Annotated in this window: 8 protein-coding genes and 1 CRISPR repeat array; of the genes, 1 reads left to right on the forward strand and 7 read right to left on the reverse strand. The window is 46.8% G+C overall.

Translation table 11 applies throughout. From position 1 onward, the window contains the following. The first annotated feature begins 125 nt into the window (after positions 1 to 125). Positions 126 to 5759: a CRISPR direct-repeat array (repeat unit 37 nt; unit sequence GTTTCAATCCCTGATAGGGAGTTTGGTTAATTGCGGC). A 276-nt stretch (positions 5760 to 6035) separates the two neighbouring features. From QUB06_RS22375 to QUB06_RS22405, 7 genes are all read right to left on the reverse strand, one after another. Then, complete coding sequence (locus QUB06_RS22375; protein WP_333437135.1) at positions 6036 to 8153, reverse strand: DNA-binding protein; 2118 nt, start codon at positions 8151 to 8153, stop codon at positions 6036 to 6038. 282 nt (positions 8154 to 8435) lie between these two features. After that, a complete protein-coding gene (locus QUB06_RS22380; protein WP_333437137.1) occupies positions 8436 to 9131 on the reverse strand; it encodes a Uma2 family endonuclease in 696 nt (231 codons plus the stop codon). 33 nt (positions 9132 to 9164) lie between these two features. Next, positions 9165 to 10172 (reverse strand): ribonuclease III domain-containing protein, encoded by a 1008-nt coding sequence (locus QUB06_RS22385; RefSeq protein ID WP_333437138.1) that lies wholly within the window; start codon positions 10170 to 10172, stop codon positions 9165 to 9167. Between the two features lie 351 nt (positions 10173 to 10523). Next, positions 10524 to 11216, reverse strand: coding sequence for a hypothetical protein (locus QUB06_RS22390; RefSeq protein WP_333143201.1), 693 nt, complete (start codon positions 11214 to 11216; stop codon positions 10524 to 10526). Positions 11217 to 11367: 151 nt separating this feature from the next. Beyond that, a complete protein-coding gene (locus QUB06_RS22395) occupies positions 11368 to 12036 on the reverse strand; it encodes a hypothetical protein (protein ID WP_333437139.1) in 669 nt (222 codons plus the stop codon). 167 nt (positions 12037 to 12203) lie between these two features. After that, on the reverse strand, positions 12204 to 12977 hold the full coding sequence (locus QUB06_RS22400) for a PP2C family serine/threonine-protein phosphatase (RefSeq protein WP_333437140.1): 774 nt from the start codon (positions 12975 to 12977) through the stop codon (positions 12204 to 12206). 211 nt (positions 12978 to 13188) lie between these two features. Beyond that, entirely contained in the window at positions 13189 to 13851 is a 663-nt protein-coding gene (locus QUB06_RS22405; RefSeq protein ID WP_333437141.1) for a VWA domain-containing protein, read from the reverse strand. Between the two features lie 247 nt (positions 13852 to 14098). Between QUB06_RS22405 and QUB06_RS22410 the strand changes: the two genes are divergently transcribed. After that, a complete protein-coding gene (locus QUB06_RS22410; protein WP_333437142.1) occupies positions 14099 to 14701 on the forward strand; it encodes a Uma2 family endonuclease in 603 nt (200 codons plus the stop codon). Positions 14702 to 14752 lie beyond the last annotated feature (51 nt).

The raw sequence follows: 14752 nt of genomic DNA on the forward strand, positions 1-14752 counted from the left end.
GACTTAGCTTTTGAGGCATTATAGAACCGTTAATGACGAGCGGGTTCTCCTGTGTATTTTGTTTGTTTTGTCAAGTAAAATTTATACCAAATTAGATGAGCTTACCCTGGCAGGAACGGTAATTGGTTTCAATCCCTGATAGGGAGTTTGGTTAATTGCGGCATTTCTAAAATCTGGTTTCTTCGGGTTTCGTCGATGTTTCAATCCCTGATAGGGAGTTTGGTTAATTGCGGCTCAAATATCAAAAAATCCTCACCGGCGTGATAGGTGATGTTTCAATCCCTGATAGGGAGTTTGGTTAATTGCGGCGCTGCCATTTCCAAAATATTGTGTATCGTTGTTGTTTCAATCCCTGATAGGGAGTTTGGTTAATTGCGGCCCACTTCAATTTCCAGGTAGCGCACCTAATCTCACGGTTTCAATCCCTGATAGGGAGTTTGGTTAATTGCGGCTCACAGGTGCAGCCCTAAGAGGTTTCTACCTTGGGTTTCAATCCCTGATAGGGAGTTTGGTTAATTGCGGCAAAGGTCACTAGCTCAGAGAATTCTAAACGTGCAAGTTTCAATCCCTGATAGGGAGTTTGGTTAATTGCGGCATGCGATCGAAAATGTCGGGGTGGAGGAATTTGAGCGTTTCAATCCCTGATAGGGAGTTTGGTTAATTGCGGCGCTGGTGGTTTTGCCTTTGCGATGAGTCAATACGTTTCAATCCCTGATAGGGAGTTTGGTTAATTGCGGCTTAAGTAAATTGGAAGTAATTGGCTGAATAAAGAAGGAAGGTTTCAATCCCTGATAGGGAGTTTGGTTAATTGCGGCCCCCGACACTACCGCGAATTGTCGTCACCCCGGCGCGTCCTGTTTCAATCCCTGATAGGGAGTTTGGTTAATTGCGGCTCGGCATTATCAACGCCGGGTTTACCGCCTCTGAAACAAGTTTCAATCCCTGATAGGGAGTTTGGTTAATTGCGGCTGCGCCAAAATTACCCAGAGTGAGTATAAATACTCATGTTTCAATCCCTGATAGGGAGTTTGGTTAATTGCGGCGCATCTAGCGGCAACGGGGGATTTGTCTACATGCGGGCCGAGTTTCAATCCCTGATAGGGAGTTTGGTTAATTGCGGCAAGCTCGGAGCACATCTCACCCGAATCCGCCCGGAAAGTTTCAATCCCTGATAGGGAGTTTGGTTAATTGCGGCGCACCTAAGCAAAGGGTGACGAGGCATAGATTAAAAAGTTTCAATCCCTGATAGGGAGTTTGGTTAATTGCGGCAGTACACTATTCGGGTTTGCGATTGCGCTTGCAACCAAGTTTCAATCCCTGATAGGGAGTTTGGTTAATTGCGGCTTTACCGGGTTGAATGCCTTCAGTCGAAAAGGCTGTTTCAATCCCTGATAGGGAGTTTGGTTAATTGCGGCTTGTGGAAGAAATAGTCAAGATAGCTTGGAATTAGTTTCAATCCCTGATAGGGAGTTTGGTTAATTGCGGCGATGCGATCGGTACGTTGCCCAGAGCGATCGTAAGTAGGTTTCAATCCCTGATAGGGAGTTTGGTTAATTGTGGCAGAAACAGACTCAGAAGTTATTGGTGATAATTCCGTGGTTTCAATCCCTGATAGGGAGTTTGGTTAATTGCGGCCCTGGCACAAACCGCAGGGGCCAAGCATGGATGTGTTTCAATCCCTGATAGGGAGTTTGGTTAATTGCGGCTTCATCCGACCAATGGCAGTTTCAAGTTTTGGAATGGTTTCAATCCCTGATAGGGAGTTTGGTTAATTGCGGCTCGAGAATCACTACTCCTCAGTCAATAAAAAGTACATGTTTCAATCCCTGATAGGGAGTTTGGTTAATTGCGGCCATTAGGTGTGGAGAGACAAAGGGATTATGGAAAGTTTCAATCCCTGATAGGGAGTTTGGTTAATTGCGGCCGGCTGTGACCAAAGAAGCCCCCGGCAAGTTTGCAATGTTTCAATCCCTGATAGGGAGTTTGGTTAATTGCGGCTCAGCAGGTAAAGTGTATTTTCTGAGTATAGCCGCCCGTTTCAATCCCTGATAGGGAGTTTGGTTAATTGCGGCTTTGTCAAAGTATGGGTAGATAATATCCCGGTGTGTTTCAATCCCTGATAGGGAGTTTGGTTAATTGCGGCTCCCGCCTGTCACAAAACCAGCTACACTGCCACCGTTTCAATCCCTGATAGGGAGTTTGGTTAATTGCGGCCCATTTGTGGCGGGGGGATAACCTGTAATTTTTTGTTTCAATCCCTGATAGGGAGTTTGGTTAATTGCGGCTACCTTCGTCGGGTTCAATATCCTCTCTCACTGCGTTTCAATCCCTGATAGGGAGTTTGGTTAATTGCGGCTGGATGAATGCTCGGCGGCAATACACTTTGATGCCCTGTTTCAATCCCTGATAGGGAGTTTGGTTAATTGCGGCTAAGCCTTTGCCCAGCTTCTGCAAGCCCTGGCAGCAGGATGGTTTCAATCCCTGATAGGGAGTTTGGTTAATTGCGGCTGGGATTTTAGCTCGGTCGGGCCGCGAAGATTTGCAGGTTTCAATCCCTGATAGGGAGTTTGGTTAATTGCGGCCTTCGGGGAAAATGCTGGAGGCATGGGGCCAGGAAGGTTTCAATCCCTGATAGGGAGTTTGGTTAATTGCGGCTTTAATGGCATAAATCAGCAGCGGTGCATTTTTTCGTTTCAATCCCTGATAGGGAGTTTGGTTAATTGCGGCTTGCTAGAAAATAACTCCGAAATCGCCAGCCCAGGGGTTTCAATCCCTGATAGGGAGTTTGGTTAATTGCGGCCAGCACTTGTCATCCCTTGCTAGTAGTTTCGCCGTGTTTCAATCCCTGATAGGGAGTTTGGTTAATTGCGGCTTGTAACTATCCAGCACATATGTAGATTTTGCAGTTTCAATCCCTGATAGGGAGTTTGGTTAATTGCGGCTAATTGATGAAATCTCGACATCTGCTTATATTTCCCGTTTCAATCCCTGATAGGGAGTTTGGTTAATTGCGGCCTGAGAAGATTTTAGGTATACTCAGGAAGCTCTTATGTAGCGTTTCAATCCCTGATAGGGAGTTTGGTTAATTGCGGCAGGCTTTGTTACCCCAGAAGCCTCTTGAACCTGAGTTTCAATCCCTGATAGGGAGTTTGGTTAATTGCGGCGCGGGTAATTCTGTAGAGTTGCCCAAGGTAGATGTTTCAATCCCTGATAGGGAGTTTGGTTAATTGCGGCCAGATGGTACAAGTGGTATACCAGATGCACCACATGTTTCAATCCCTGATAGGGAGTTTGGTTAATTGCGGCGGTATAGTAGACGCATCTGGATACTTTTTGAGGACTTGTTTCAATCCCTGATAGGGAGTTTGGTTAATTGCGGCTTTGCAGCAGGCAGAAGCTTTAGCAAAAAGGCTCACTGAAGGTTTCAATCCCTGATAGGGAGTTTGGTTAATTGCGGCTTCCAGTCCTGGTGTCAACCGTCCCATTTAAAAAGTTTCAATCCCTGATAGGGAGTTTGGTTAATTGCGGCACGGGGATATTATTGTCTCTCACCCAGTCCCAAGTTTCAATCCCTGATAGGGAGTTTGGTTAATTGCGGCTGTGCGAGGAAATGGCTACAGCTAGGATAGAGCTGGGTTTCAATCCCTGATAGGGAGTTTGGTTAATTGCGGCTGGATGAGCTTGAGGAGGAACTCTCCGACCTGAGTTTCAATCCCTGATAGGGAGTTTGGTTAATTGCGGCGGCTTCACCATGCCCTTTGCAGTGGAGCTGGTTTGGTTTCAATCCCTGATAGGGAGTTTGGTTAATTGCGGCTTTTGTTGGATTCTAGCAAGAAACTGGGAAAGAAAAGTTTCAATCCCTGATAGGGAGTTTGGTTAATTGCGGCACTTTTTATAATTGGAGGTAAATCCTCCCGCAGTTTCAATCCCTGATAGGGAGTTTGGTTAATTGCGGCCCGTCATAATTAAAAGGGATAAGGTCATTTTCGTTTCAATCCCTGATAGGGAGTTTGGTTAATTGCGGCTTAAATATTCCCCCGTAATCCATAAATCCAACTTTGTTTCAATCCCTGATAGGGAGTTTGGTTAATTGCGGCGCTAAAGGCTGGAAAGCACCGAATATGGCGGATTCTGAGTTTCAATCCCTGATAGGGAGTTTGGTTAATTGCGGCAGCTTCAAAAATGTTGGTACGGAAAGTTTTGAGCGTTTCAATCCCTGATAGGGAGTTTGGTTAATTGCGGCCCAATACCCGAAACCAAAAAGTGTCCGAAATTTCGGTTTCAATCCCTGATAGGGAGTTTGGTTAATTGCGGCCCCCCAGTGGCAATTAGTTCATTGATGGCAAATAGTAGAGTTTCAATCCCTGATAGGGAGTTTGGTTAATTGCGGCTGTGGTTGATGGAGCCTATCCCGCAAGTAGATCCAGTTTCAATCCCTGATAGGGAGTTTGGTTAATTGCGGCCACTTACTTTTATCTGTCAAGCTTTTTTCTCACCTGTTTCAATCCCTGATAGGGAGTTTGGTTAATTGCGGCGGCATCAAAATCTCACCCAAAAAAGCAGCAGAAGTTTCAATCCCTGATAGGGAGTTTGGTTAATTGCGGCATATTATCGGCTGTCTTACAAGGACGGCGGCAAAGTTCGGTTTCAATCCCTGATAGGGAGTTTGGTTAATTGCGGCCGCATTAATTCAAGAGTCTGAAGGGCACATTAAAGGGTTTCAATCCCTGATAGGGAGTTTGGTTAATTGCGGCAGCTTACACAGTGTCTTAATTTTCTCAAAACTCGTTTCAATCCCTGATAGGGAGTTTGGTTAATTGCGGCGATATGTGCTGCTTGCTTGGAAGGCCGTAGGGTTTCCGTTTCAATCCCTGATAGGGAGTTTGGTTAATTGCGGCTTTAGGGATTATTGCCGTCAGCGTCTTGCCTGTTTCAATCCCTGATAGGGAGTTTGGTTAATTGCGGCGTCATCTGTTGCTACCTTGTCTAGTGGTTGTCTAGTTTCAATCCCTGATAGGGAGTTTGGTTAATTGCGGCGCTACTCACACCATCACAAAAACTATGTGCATTAAGTTTCAATCCCTGATAGGGAGTTTGGTTAATTGCGGCAAGATGTCGGGAGATGTGATGAAAATATTAGGTTTCAATCCCTGATAGGGAGTTTGGTTAATTGCGGCGGTGATGAACAGGCGAGGAATCGCTGCGGATAGCGTTTCAATCCCTGATAGGGAGTTTGGTTAATTGCGGCTGCAGAGGTATAAATAGATGCAGGCAGATTGGGGTTTCAATCCCTGATAGGGAGTTTGGTTAATTGCGGCGGAAGTATGATAACATACCGGAACAGAAAGGGCTTGTTTCAATCCCTGATAGGGAGTTTGGTTAATTGCGGCAGTTGGAAAAATTTTCCCAGTCTTTGGCTATCGCAAAGTTTCAATCCCTGATAGGGAGTTTGGTTAATTGCGGCATCCTCCGCTCAATGGTTCAAGAGTTCAAATAGATAGGTTTCAATCCCTGATAGGGAGTTTGGTTAATTGCGGCGGCACTAACAAATGCTGACACACCTTCAAAAATAGATGTTTCAATCCCTGATAGGGAGTTTGGTTAATTGCGGCCGACTTTGCACTGAAGGTCTTCAAGCACGATCGAGTGATCGTTTCAATCCCTGATAGGGAGTTTGGTTAATTGCGGCTTGGGTGGGGCTGCCCTTCCCTTAACTGGCTCTGTTTCAATCCCTGATAGGGAGTTTGGTTAATTGCGGCCGCCCGTTCCAGAAGCCTTGCTGTATTTGGTTTTCAACGTTCATTTGCGTCTGCATAAAACAAAAGTACCATTTCAGCCTTCGACTTGTCAATACCCCAATTTTCATACAGCCCTCAAACCATTATCCTGCATTGATTTCAGCGATTGCGTCTACCATTTTTAAGCTTGAACTGCCTCTAACCCTTAGAGCATATACATTATAGCCCCCAAATTTAACACCTCGATTTTTACACCTACGCATAGACGCATTTTCCACCCAAAAACACATCAACCGATCACCACTTGCCCAAAGCCCCCCAAACAGTACCCGAAACCACGCCCCAAATTGCCCCCAAACCAGCCCCCACGATCGCCCCCGCCACAGGCCCCAACTCCACCGGCACCCCAGCGCTGACAGCCGGAAACATCGCAGACACCCCCGCACCCAACACCGCACCCGCAAAAGTCCCCAAAAAACTGCCCCAAATCGCCCCCAAAGTCCCACCCCTCACCCCCGAAGGCTGAAACGAAATCGGCAACTTCGGCGCAAACCCGCAAAAACCCAACAAACCCCCAGAAACCACACCCCCAACAGAACCCACACCAGCCGCCACGATCGCCACACCCAGCAGCAAACCCCCAAACTCATTCACCGGCCGCATCTGGACACCGTATTGCTGCCAAACCACCAACCCAGCCCCCAAAAAAACACCAGCCAGAGTCCCCACAAACGAGCCCCAGACCGCCCCCAAATACCCTCCCCGCCGGCCCCACACCCTCCCCGCCGGCAGCGCCAGAGGAGGCCGAAAACTCGCCCAAACACAGCCCCAGACAGCACCAACCCCCGCCCCAGCCAAAATGCTCACCCCGATTCCCGGAGTGCTATTGATCGCCCCAAACACCGCACCCCCGATCGCCGCCAACAAAAAAGCCCCCCAACACGCCCCCACCAAAACTCCGCCCCACTTCCGCCAAATCTGATTCGGCGGCAAAGTAAAAACGCCCCACATCATCCCAAAAAAACAGCCCCAAATCGTACCAACAAAAATCGCCCCCAAAATAGCGCCGCCGCCCTCAGCTATTACCGAATAAATCCCCCCGATCGCCGCCAAACACAAACTACCCCAAACACCTCCCCAAGCAGCATCCTGAACAATGCGCTCAAACTTGCCCACTGGAAGCTGAGGCGCAGGAGTCCGACTCCGAGAAGACATCGGCATCGGTAGCAACGGCACTGCGTACTGGCCGATTGGGCGCGACAGCCCCGTGGCGGGCTGTTGCCGGCGCACTGCGGGCTGGGGTACGACAGGGGGTGGTTGGGGCTTTTTACGCTTGATTTTCGCAGGCTGCAAGTGCAATCCGTTGCTGACTGCTTGCCGCGAAGGAAACGGATCGCGGCCTTTGAGGAGTTTTGCCCGATCGCACCAAGGGCACCGACTGAGATGATTTCCGTATTTATGCTGACTGTTTTTGCTGCAAGTAACTAAAGCGTCTTCGGCTTCCCGAATCGCATTCACCCAAGTTTTCGCATCCGGGCGCGCCGAAGGATTGGCGTGCCCTTCCTCAAAACAGCGGATAAACATCTGCCGCAGTCGCGGATGCAGCATCTCAAAAGGAGGCGCAGCCGGCATCGGGCGGTAGGGAATCCGTTTCGTACCTGTAGGGAAATGGCCCGATCGAATTCTCGCTTCCAAAGGGGGCGGTTCATCGCTACCGAGATAAACTCCCGAAAACGGGTGCGTACCTTCCATCAGCAATTGAAAAATTAATACCGCTAAACCGAACAAATCGTGCTCTGGAGATCGATCGATATCGCGGAAAGTCTGCCCCTGCAACTCCGGCGGCGTAAACTCGGGTTTCCCCACGGGACACCGATAAACGTAACCCGTATAAGGATCGCGCACTTGAAACGAATCCGTGTCTACCAGCGTTACCAACGCCGTATCCGTGACGAGAATGTTCGACTCGTTTACGTCGCCGATGACGTAACCCCTGACGTGGAGGGCATTTACAGCCGAGGCGAGATTTCGGGCGGTACGGTGGAGGTAAAGATAGCTAAATAGCGGTTTTTGTTCGCGCCTGGTTTTGGGAGTGTAGAAAGTGTGTACCGGCATCACTTTGTTGACGCGCGGCATCACAAAACCGACAATTTTTTCTCGCCCGCCGACAGTATGCAGCAAATCGAGCGGCCAAGCAATAGAAGCGTGCCCCGGTTCCGCGATCGGCGCATCCGGCGGCATACTGAACATGACTGTGAGTTTGTCGCCGTCTTCGTCTGTCGGTTTGTGGTAGATTTTTGCTACAAGGGACGAGTCTTGGGCGATCGGGTAGATGCGACCTTCACCCCCACTGGCGATCGCGCTTTTGGTGTCGATCGCAATCAGTTGTCCGCTAAATTGGCGCTGCAACTGCATAGAATTCGCTTAGGGTATGGGGGCATCAATCGATTTTAGATTTTAGAGTTTGGATTTTAGATTAAAGAAAGCTACCCCACTGATAAATCCGTAATTCTATTTTATTGTGGGGAGTAGGGGTTGGGCAGGAGAGCCCGCCCTTGAAAATTCAGCAACAGGCTACGAGGGCCTGTTCCACGATAATTCTATTTTATTGTGGGTTGGGCAGGAGAGCCCGCCCTGGAAAACTCAACAACAGGCTACGAGGGCCTGTTCCACAATAGTTCAATTTTGCAGTTGTGCTTACAATTGATTGGGATCGATGCCCATTTCTCGGAGTCTTGATTCCAAAGCTTGCGATCGCGATCGTTCTTGTTCCAGCAGCATTTCTGCCTGTTCGGCCCGCGCCTCGGCTTGCTGTCGCAGTCGATCGAGTTCCACAAAACTCATAAACGGTTCTCCAGAGGGCCCGAACATTTCGAGTCCTGTTTCTGATAATTGAAACCGCACTCCCAGTCTCGGACTTACCCAACCATCAATTTGTTCGATCTGTTCTAATTTTCCCTCAGCCCGCAACCATCCTATCAGTTCCAATTTTTCTGGATCGTACAAATAGTATTCTTCCACACCATAGCGTTCGTAAAATTGAAATTTTTGCATCATCGGAGTCAGACGATTTCCCCGCGACCAAATTTCAAATGCGACTTGTGGCGCAATATCATTTTCATACCACTGTTGATAGGAACCTCGATATCCTTTGGGGATGCCAAAAACTGCCATTACATCTGGTGCTTGAGACAGTTTGTTATTGCCTTCCACCGGATACCAAAGCAAGTCACCTGCTACAAAAACATTTGGATCATCGGCAAACAGCAATTCTAAGTTTTCTTTAATCCAAACAATTAATCGAAACTGATCCGTATTGTTTGACATCGGTTCGCCGTTATCGTCCGGGTAGATGATATTTGATTTTTCGGGAGATTGCAGTTGTGTAACCATTGCTGTTTCCCCAATTTTTTTGACAAGTTGATTTTATTTTAGTCGATCGCCTGTTTCCTCTTCCAGTTCGTCAACTGCGGTTTGGATAAAGTTATCCACCAACCAGTCGCGGGTACGCGAGAAATTGCTTCTCAATTCCAGGTACTGACTGCCTAGTTTTGCCTTAAAGTCTTTGGGGAAAATCTCTTTGGCCACTAACATATTTTTCCAGCGAGTTAGCTGGCTGGCGTTGCGTTCGGGAAAGCGGTTGTACAAATAGTCGATCGCGATCGCATCTAGAATATCCGCACCGAGGATTTCCCGCCGTTTCACCTCGTTTTCTGGCCCAATTTGTCGCGGCTGAGTTAGATCCTCATGCTGGCTAACGTTTGGTTCAATCAAGTGCTGAATCAGCCAGTTTCCCCCACGGAAAAAATCGCGATTAAACTCCAAGTAAATCGCGCCAAACAAAGCTTCAAAAGCCTCCAAAAAATTCCTAGTGTGCTCGCTTTTGTCTGCGTCTTTTCCATTCCAGACGCGCCAACCGAGTTCGTTTAATTTCAGATTTTGTGCAAAATCCGCAAGTTTTTTCGGATCTGCTAAACGAGCTTTTAAGGTTGAGATAGCATCGGGATCGAGTTCTGGATATTCGCGGTAGAGGTAATCGGTAACAACAGCACCGAAAATCGCTGCGCCTAAGAGTGACAGCCGTTTGTACTTAACCTCTTGCCAAGCGGGAGACTCCTGGGGGCGATCGGGGTAATAGCTGGTAGAGTAACGGCAATTCAAGGCAATTTCCAGCAGTTTTGTCTGCTGAAAGCTGGAAAGGTCGATCGCTGCTTTGACTGCTTCAATATCTACCTTTTTATTTTTTATTAGCTCTAATTCTTCTTCACATTTTCCCCACTTTTCCAACCAATCACCGCCAGCATCTTCCACATACAAATCCACAAAATCTACCCCGTAATTCATCCAGTCATCCTGCATTTTTCGGGCTGCTTCCAGTTCTTCCCAGACTTTTTGCAAGTTATTTTCAACGATGCTCGTACCTTGTACAGTCATAGTATTTGATTTTGATGTAATTTGATTTTTTTTCCCACAATTCCACGGCGATTAAATCAAATCTCAATTCAATTTAGGCCGAGTTGCTAGTTATTTAACAAGATTGATTGCTGCGGTAAATCTTCCCTGCTTAGCCTTGGTATCAAGCACCTGTTGTCGCCGTCTGGCAGACCCCTCCCGAAACCAGAAAAGGGGAGGAAGAATCTTGCTCCGCCTTCCCTTTTGCGGGAAGCTGTCTGGGGACTAGGCTTTTGCCATTGTCGAGAATTGTGCAATATGTGAGTTAGTCAAATTTTTTTTTTCACGGAGTTTGGAGCTGTCGAACTATTCTCAGCAGCATATCTGCTTGATTTACGGGAACTTGAGGTAACGACCTGCGGGCAAATTATCACTATTATATAATGCAATGTTAACTAACTGGTTCAAGAAATTTGCATCATTTTTATCATAACTTAAGAATAATCCTCTGTCAATCCCCCAAGCTTGAAGAGTTTGTTGCCAATTTTGATATTTTAGTTCAGAAAACTCATCCGAAAGAGTAGTGACTTGAATGCAGAGGGGCTGCTGTTGGCGGTTGCTAACGATGGAATCGGTTGCCATAGAAAGGTCTGCAACATATCGATACAAAACAGTGCCTTGCCGATCGACAATTCGGGCGGCGATCGCACGAATCACGAGATCATCTCCCGGATCGAATTGGCCGGCCTTGAGTTTTTGTTTCCAGATGTAAAATTTGCGATCGTTTTCGCTCAGCCATTTAGGAAATAGATAGCTGTACCAATACCTTTCTCCCGGCGTCATTAACTCAAACGCGGCTTGCTGTTCTCTTTCCGAAGGTAGAGATTGAACTGCCAGCCAAACCTGAGAATCTCGGATAAGCTGCAGCAAAAAAGCCATCACAAATTTTTTAGCCGTTAGCGAACCGGGTTTAATATCTTTCACCCAGCGATTGATTTCATCCAATCTTCTCGCTAAACTCGGATCTATTAGATCTGCGTCGCTAATTAGGGAGTTGAGCTGATCCTTAATCTCTTGTGCTTGCAAATGACGACCTACTGTACAAACTAAAGCAGAATTGTTGACACCTCGATTTTATTATAGAACCGCACCAAATTTTCACCGCTCGCGAGACAGCGCTAACAATTTTTGTGGGGTAGGTATCCTGACAGCCCTTGACTTGATTTTTCGGAGATGTCTATTGAATAGTTGCTGCCGATTCCCGCAGGCGCAGGTACAATAAAACCAAATAAACATTCATCAACGGCCCGGCTAAAAATCCGAGTAGATTACTTGTAAGCTGATATCCTACGGATTTGGCCGTCGGATCGATTAATAGGGAAATCAATATTATTGGCACAAAAACAAGCAAAACCATCAGAGAAATCGCTCGAAATAGCAACCACCAGCGCCCTTTACTTAATTTCCAACTGCTGCTAAGACTGTCCACCGCCGAAGAGTTATCAATGACGGTAGCGTACAATGAAAATGTTAAGCGATATGATACATAAAGACCGGGAATTATTAGTGCAATGAAGCCTGCAAACACCACCCCCACAAACAAAATATAAGCCAAAATAAGGTGCAGCAATCTTCTGCTTGCTTGATTGAAAGCCTGACCCACAGTTACTTGATTTCGAGTCAAACTTCGGTAAGTGTAGAAAATCATGGCTCCCGAAAATAAAGGAACTGCCACGAACGAGTAGATAAAGAAAAGAACACCTGCTGAACCGAGATTGCCCAAACTATTGAGCGCGACCAATATAAAATTGGGAAAATTGATTGTCAACAGGGGAGCGTATATAGGTTTCGTAGTAGCAAATGTTTCTCGCAACAAGCTTCTGGCACTAATTCGTGAACCTGTCATAATTTTTTATCCGCTTTTTGTAAGTGGAGTTGAGATCACATCTTGCACCATTCTCAATAAGCCTTTTCTGAACAGGCAAGATGCCTGTTCCACAAGAAAATTTATCTTTTGTGGAACAGGCATCTTGCCTGTTCTTGAGAATGGTGCAATATCTCAAGTTGAACAGACTAGACATTGGTCGAAAAAGTTGCTAACAATAATGTTAAGTCATCATCGGTGCGTTCGGAAACGCGGGGCGATCGCAAAAATGACTCTAATTGCTGTTTCGCATCTTCCTCTTCTTTCCACTCGCCAGAAAACCGAAACAAAGGCGCAAAAAACGGCTTGTGCGGCGTGCCTTCTGGGATTTTGAGAGCTAGCATTTGCAAGCCGTCGGAAAAAACGGCTAAGTGCGGCAGTTTTTCCCGCAGTACCTGAAATTGGGCTGTTTCGATCGCATTCGGCGAAATCAAAAAGATAGTTTCGTTGATGTATTCGCCGCAGGGGGGTACTGTCAGGGCGATCGCATTTCCTGCACTATCACCTGCTACCGCCGCACCGTCGCCGATTTGAGCAACTGCGATTAATTCTGGTGTAGCAACAACCGCAATCAAAGTGCAGGCTAAATCTCTCGCAGCCACTTCCCGCACTGCCGCTTCTGCTTCCACCTGCGCCCGCGCAACTTGCAGTGATGCCGTCAAGAATACCTGCCATTCGTCGTCAGTTTCAGGCAGCCTTTCCTGTTGCTGGGAAATCGTTTCGACAACCGCTTCCACAGCAATTTTTGCCCCAACTTCTGCGAGTGCTGCCGAACCCGCACCGTCGGCAACCGCTGCTGCTAAAACACCGTTTGGCAAGAGACGCCAGCAGTGGGCATCTTGACAAGGCTGCGATCTTTTTTCGTGGCTCGTACCTATCACCGATGCCGCTACAACTTGCCAATTAAAGGATGAATTCTGCATTAATAACTCTTTAACTCAAAACTTCGTAAATTCACAACTATGCAAAGTCTGGACGGGTTTATTTATCCCTAATTACAGCACTTTTCTGGGTTCGTAGGTACTAGCCCTTGTAGGGACACGGCAGTGCCGTGTCCCTACGGCACTCTTACTAATGACCAATGACTAATGACTAATGACCAATAACTAATGACTAATGACCAATGACTAATAACTAAACAGTTCCCCATCCGGGTGGCGGCAGTGCTACTTGTTCATCAATTTTTGAGTGAGAAACTCTCTGCATACTAGCCGACAGCCAGATGAACATCTCTCTAAAGTCTAATCCTCTCAATTTTACAGGCGTGCGCTCGACAATTTGCGCCAGACGGGTGATATTAGCACCTTCCACTCCGACAGCAAAAAATGCCACGCGCTTGTTAGTTTCTTCCTCTTTAATCCGCTGTGCTGCTATTTCCACAACATCGTCGGATTCACCTTGAGGTTCGCCGTCGGTAATCATAAATACCCACGGGCGGTAATAGGTAATGCCGTTGTTGCGGTATTCGGATTTGCGAGCGGCAATGGTATCTAATGCTAGCTGAATGCCTGCACCCATGTGGGTTTGTCCTTGAGCTGTCAGCAGTGGCGTCTCGAACTGGTCGGCGGTAACGAAGTCTTGCACGACTTTGATCTGATTGTCAAATGAAATAATCGCTACTTCGACTCGCTTTTTAGCTAGTTCGTCTTTAATTAGGTCATTCCTAAAAATTTCCAGCCCCTCATTCAAGGCATCTATCGGTGCGCCTTGCATGGAGCCGGAGGTGTCCAGCAGGAGGACGCAGGGACAGCGCGGCTCTGGGTTTTCGGCAAATTCTACGGCTTCGTCTAGTCTCATGGTTCGGGGTTGACCTGGGAGTGGCTCGATTTCTAGGTTTGTTACTTTCTACCCTAGCAACTAGGTGACATATTTAACTCAATCTGCCCGCTGGCGATCGTATTTTACCATTTACCTGAATCGATTTTTGATTTTTGATTGTATATTTTAGATTTGAGAATTGGATGTCTGCCGTCAAAAAAACAAATTCATTCCTGCCTGTGGTAATATAGACTAATAGTATTACTGCAAAATAAGGAGAAATCTTATGATTGCAACAGTCACGCAAAAATTAACCTTTGACCAATTCCTTGTAGAATGTCCAGAAGATGGACTCTATGAACTGGTAAATGGAGAAATTGTAGAGAGGAATGCCACAAGAAATTATGGTGATGTTTCTAATTTCATGTTATTTGGCTTCAATGATGAAATCCGGCGACTAAATTTGAATTATGTAGTCAACAATACCGCCGTTATCAGAACTGTAACTAAAGCCGGAATCGAACAAGGGCGGAGACCGGATGTCAGCGTAATCGATCGCGATTTGTGGCGATCGAACCGTTCTGCTTATGCTGCATTGCGGGAACCAATTCAATTGGCACTGGAAGTAACATCGACAAATTGGGAGGACGATTATATAGACAAATTGGACGAATATCGGCGCCTCGGAATTCCTGAGTATTGGATTGTCGATTATTTAGCAATTGGCAGCAGGGAATTTCTGGGAAATCCCAAAGTTCCAACTGTATTTGTTCACCTCTTGGATGCAGATGGTAACTATCAAAGAAGCGCGTTTAAAGGCAGTGAACGAATTGTGTCGCGAACTTTTCCCGAATTAACGCTCACAGCAGAACAGGTGATGAATGCTTAACTTCGGTTAATCCAGCTAGCCAGACTATTATCCATAAAAAATTACTGACAA

The organism is Microcoleus sp. D2_18a_D3 (assembly GCF_036702455.1).
Classification (GTDB): domain Bacteria; phylum Cyanobacteriota; class Cyanobacteriia; order Cyanobacteriales; family Microcoleaceae; genus Microcoleus.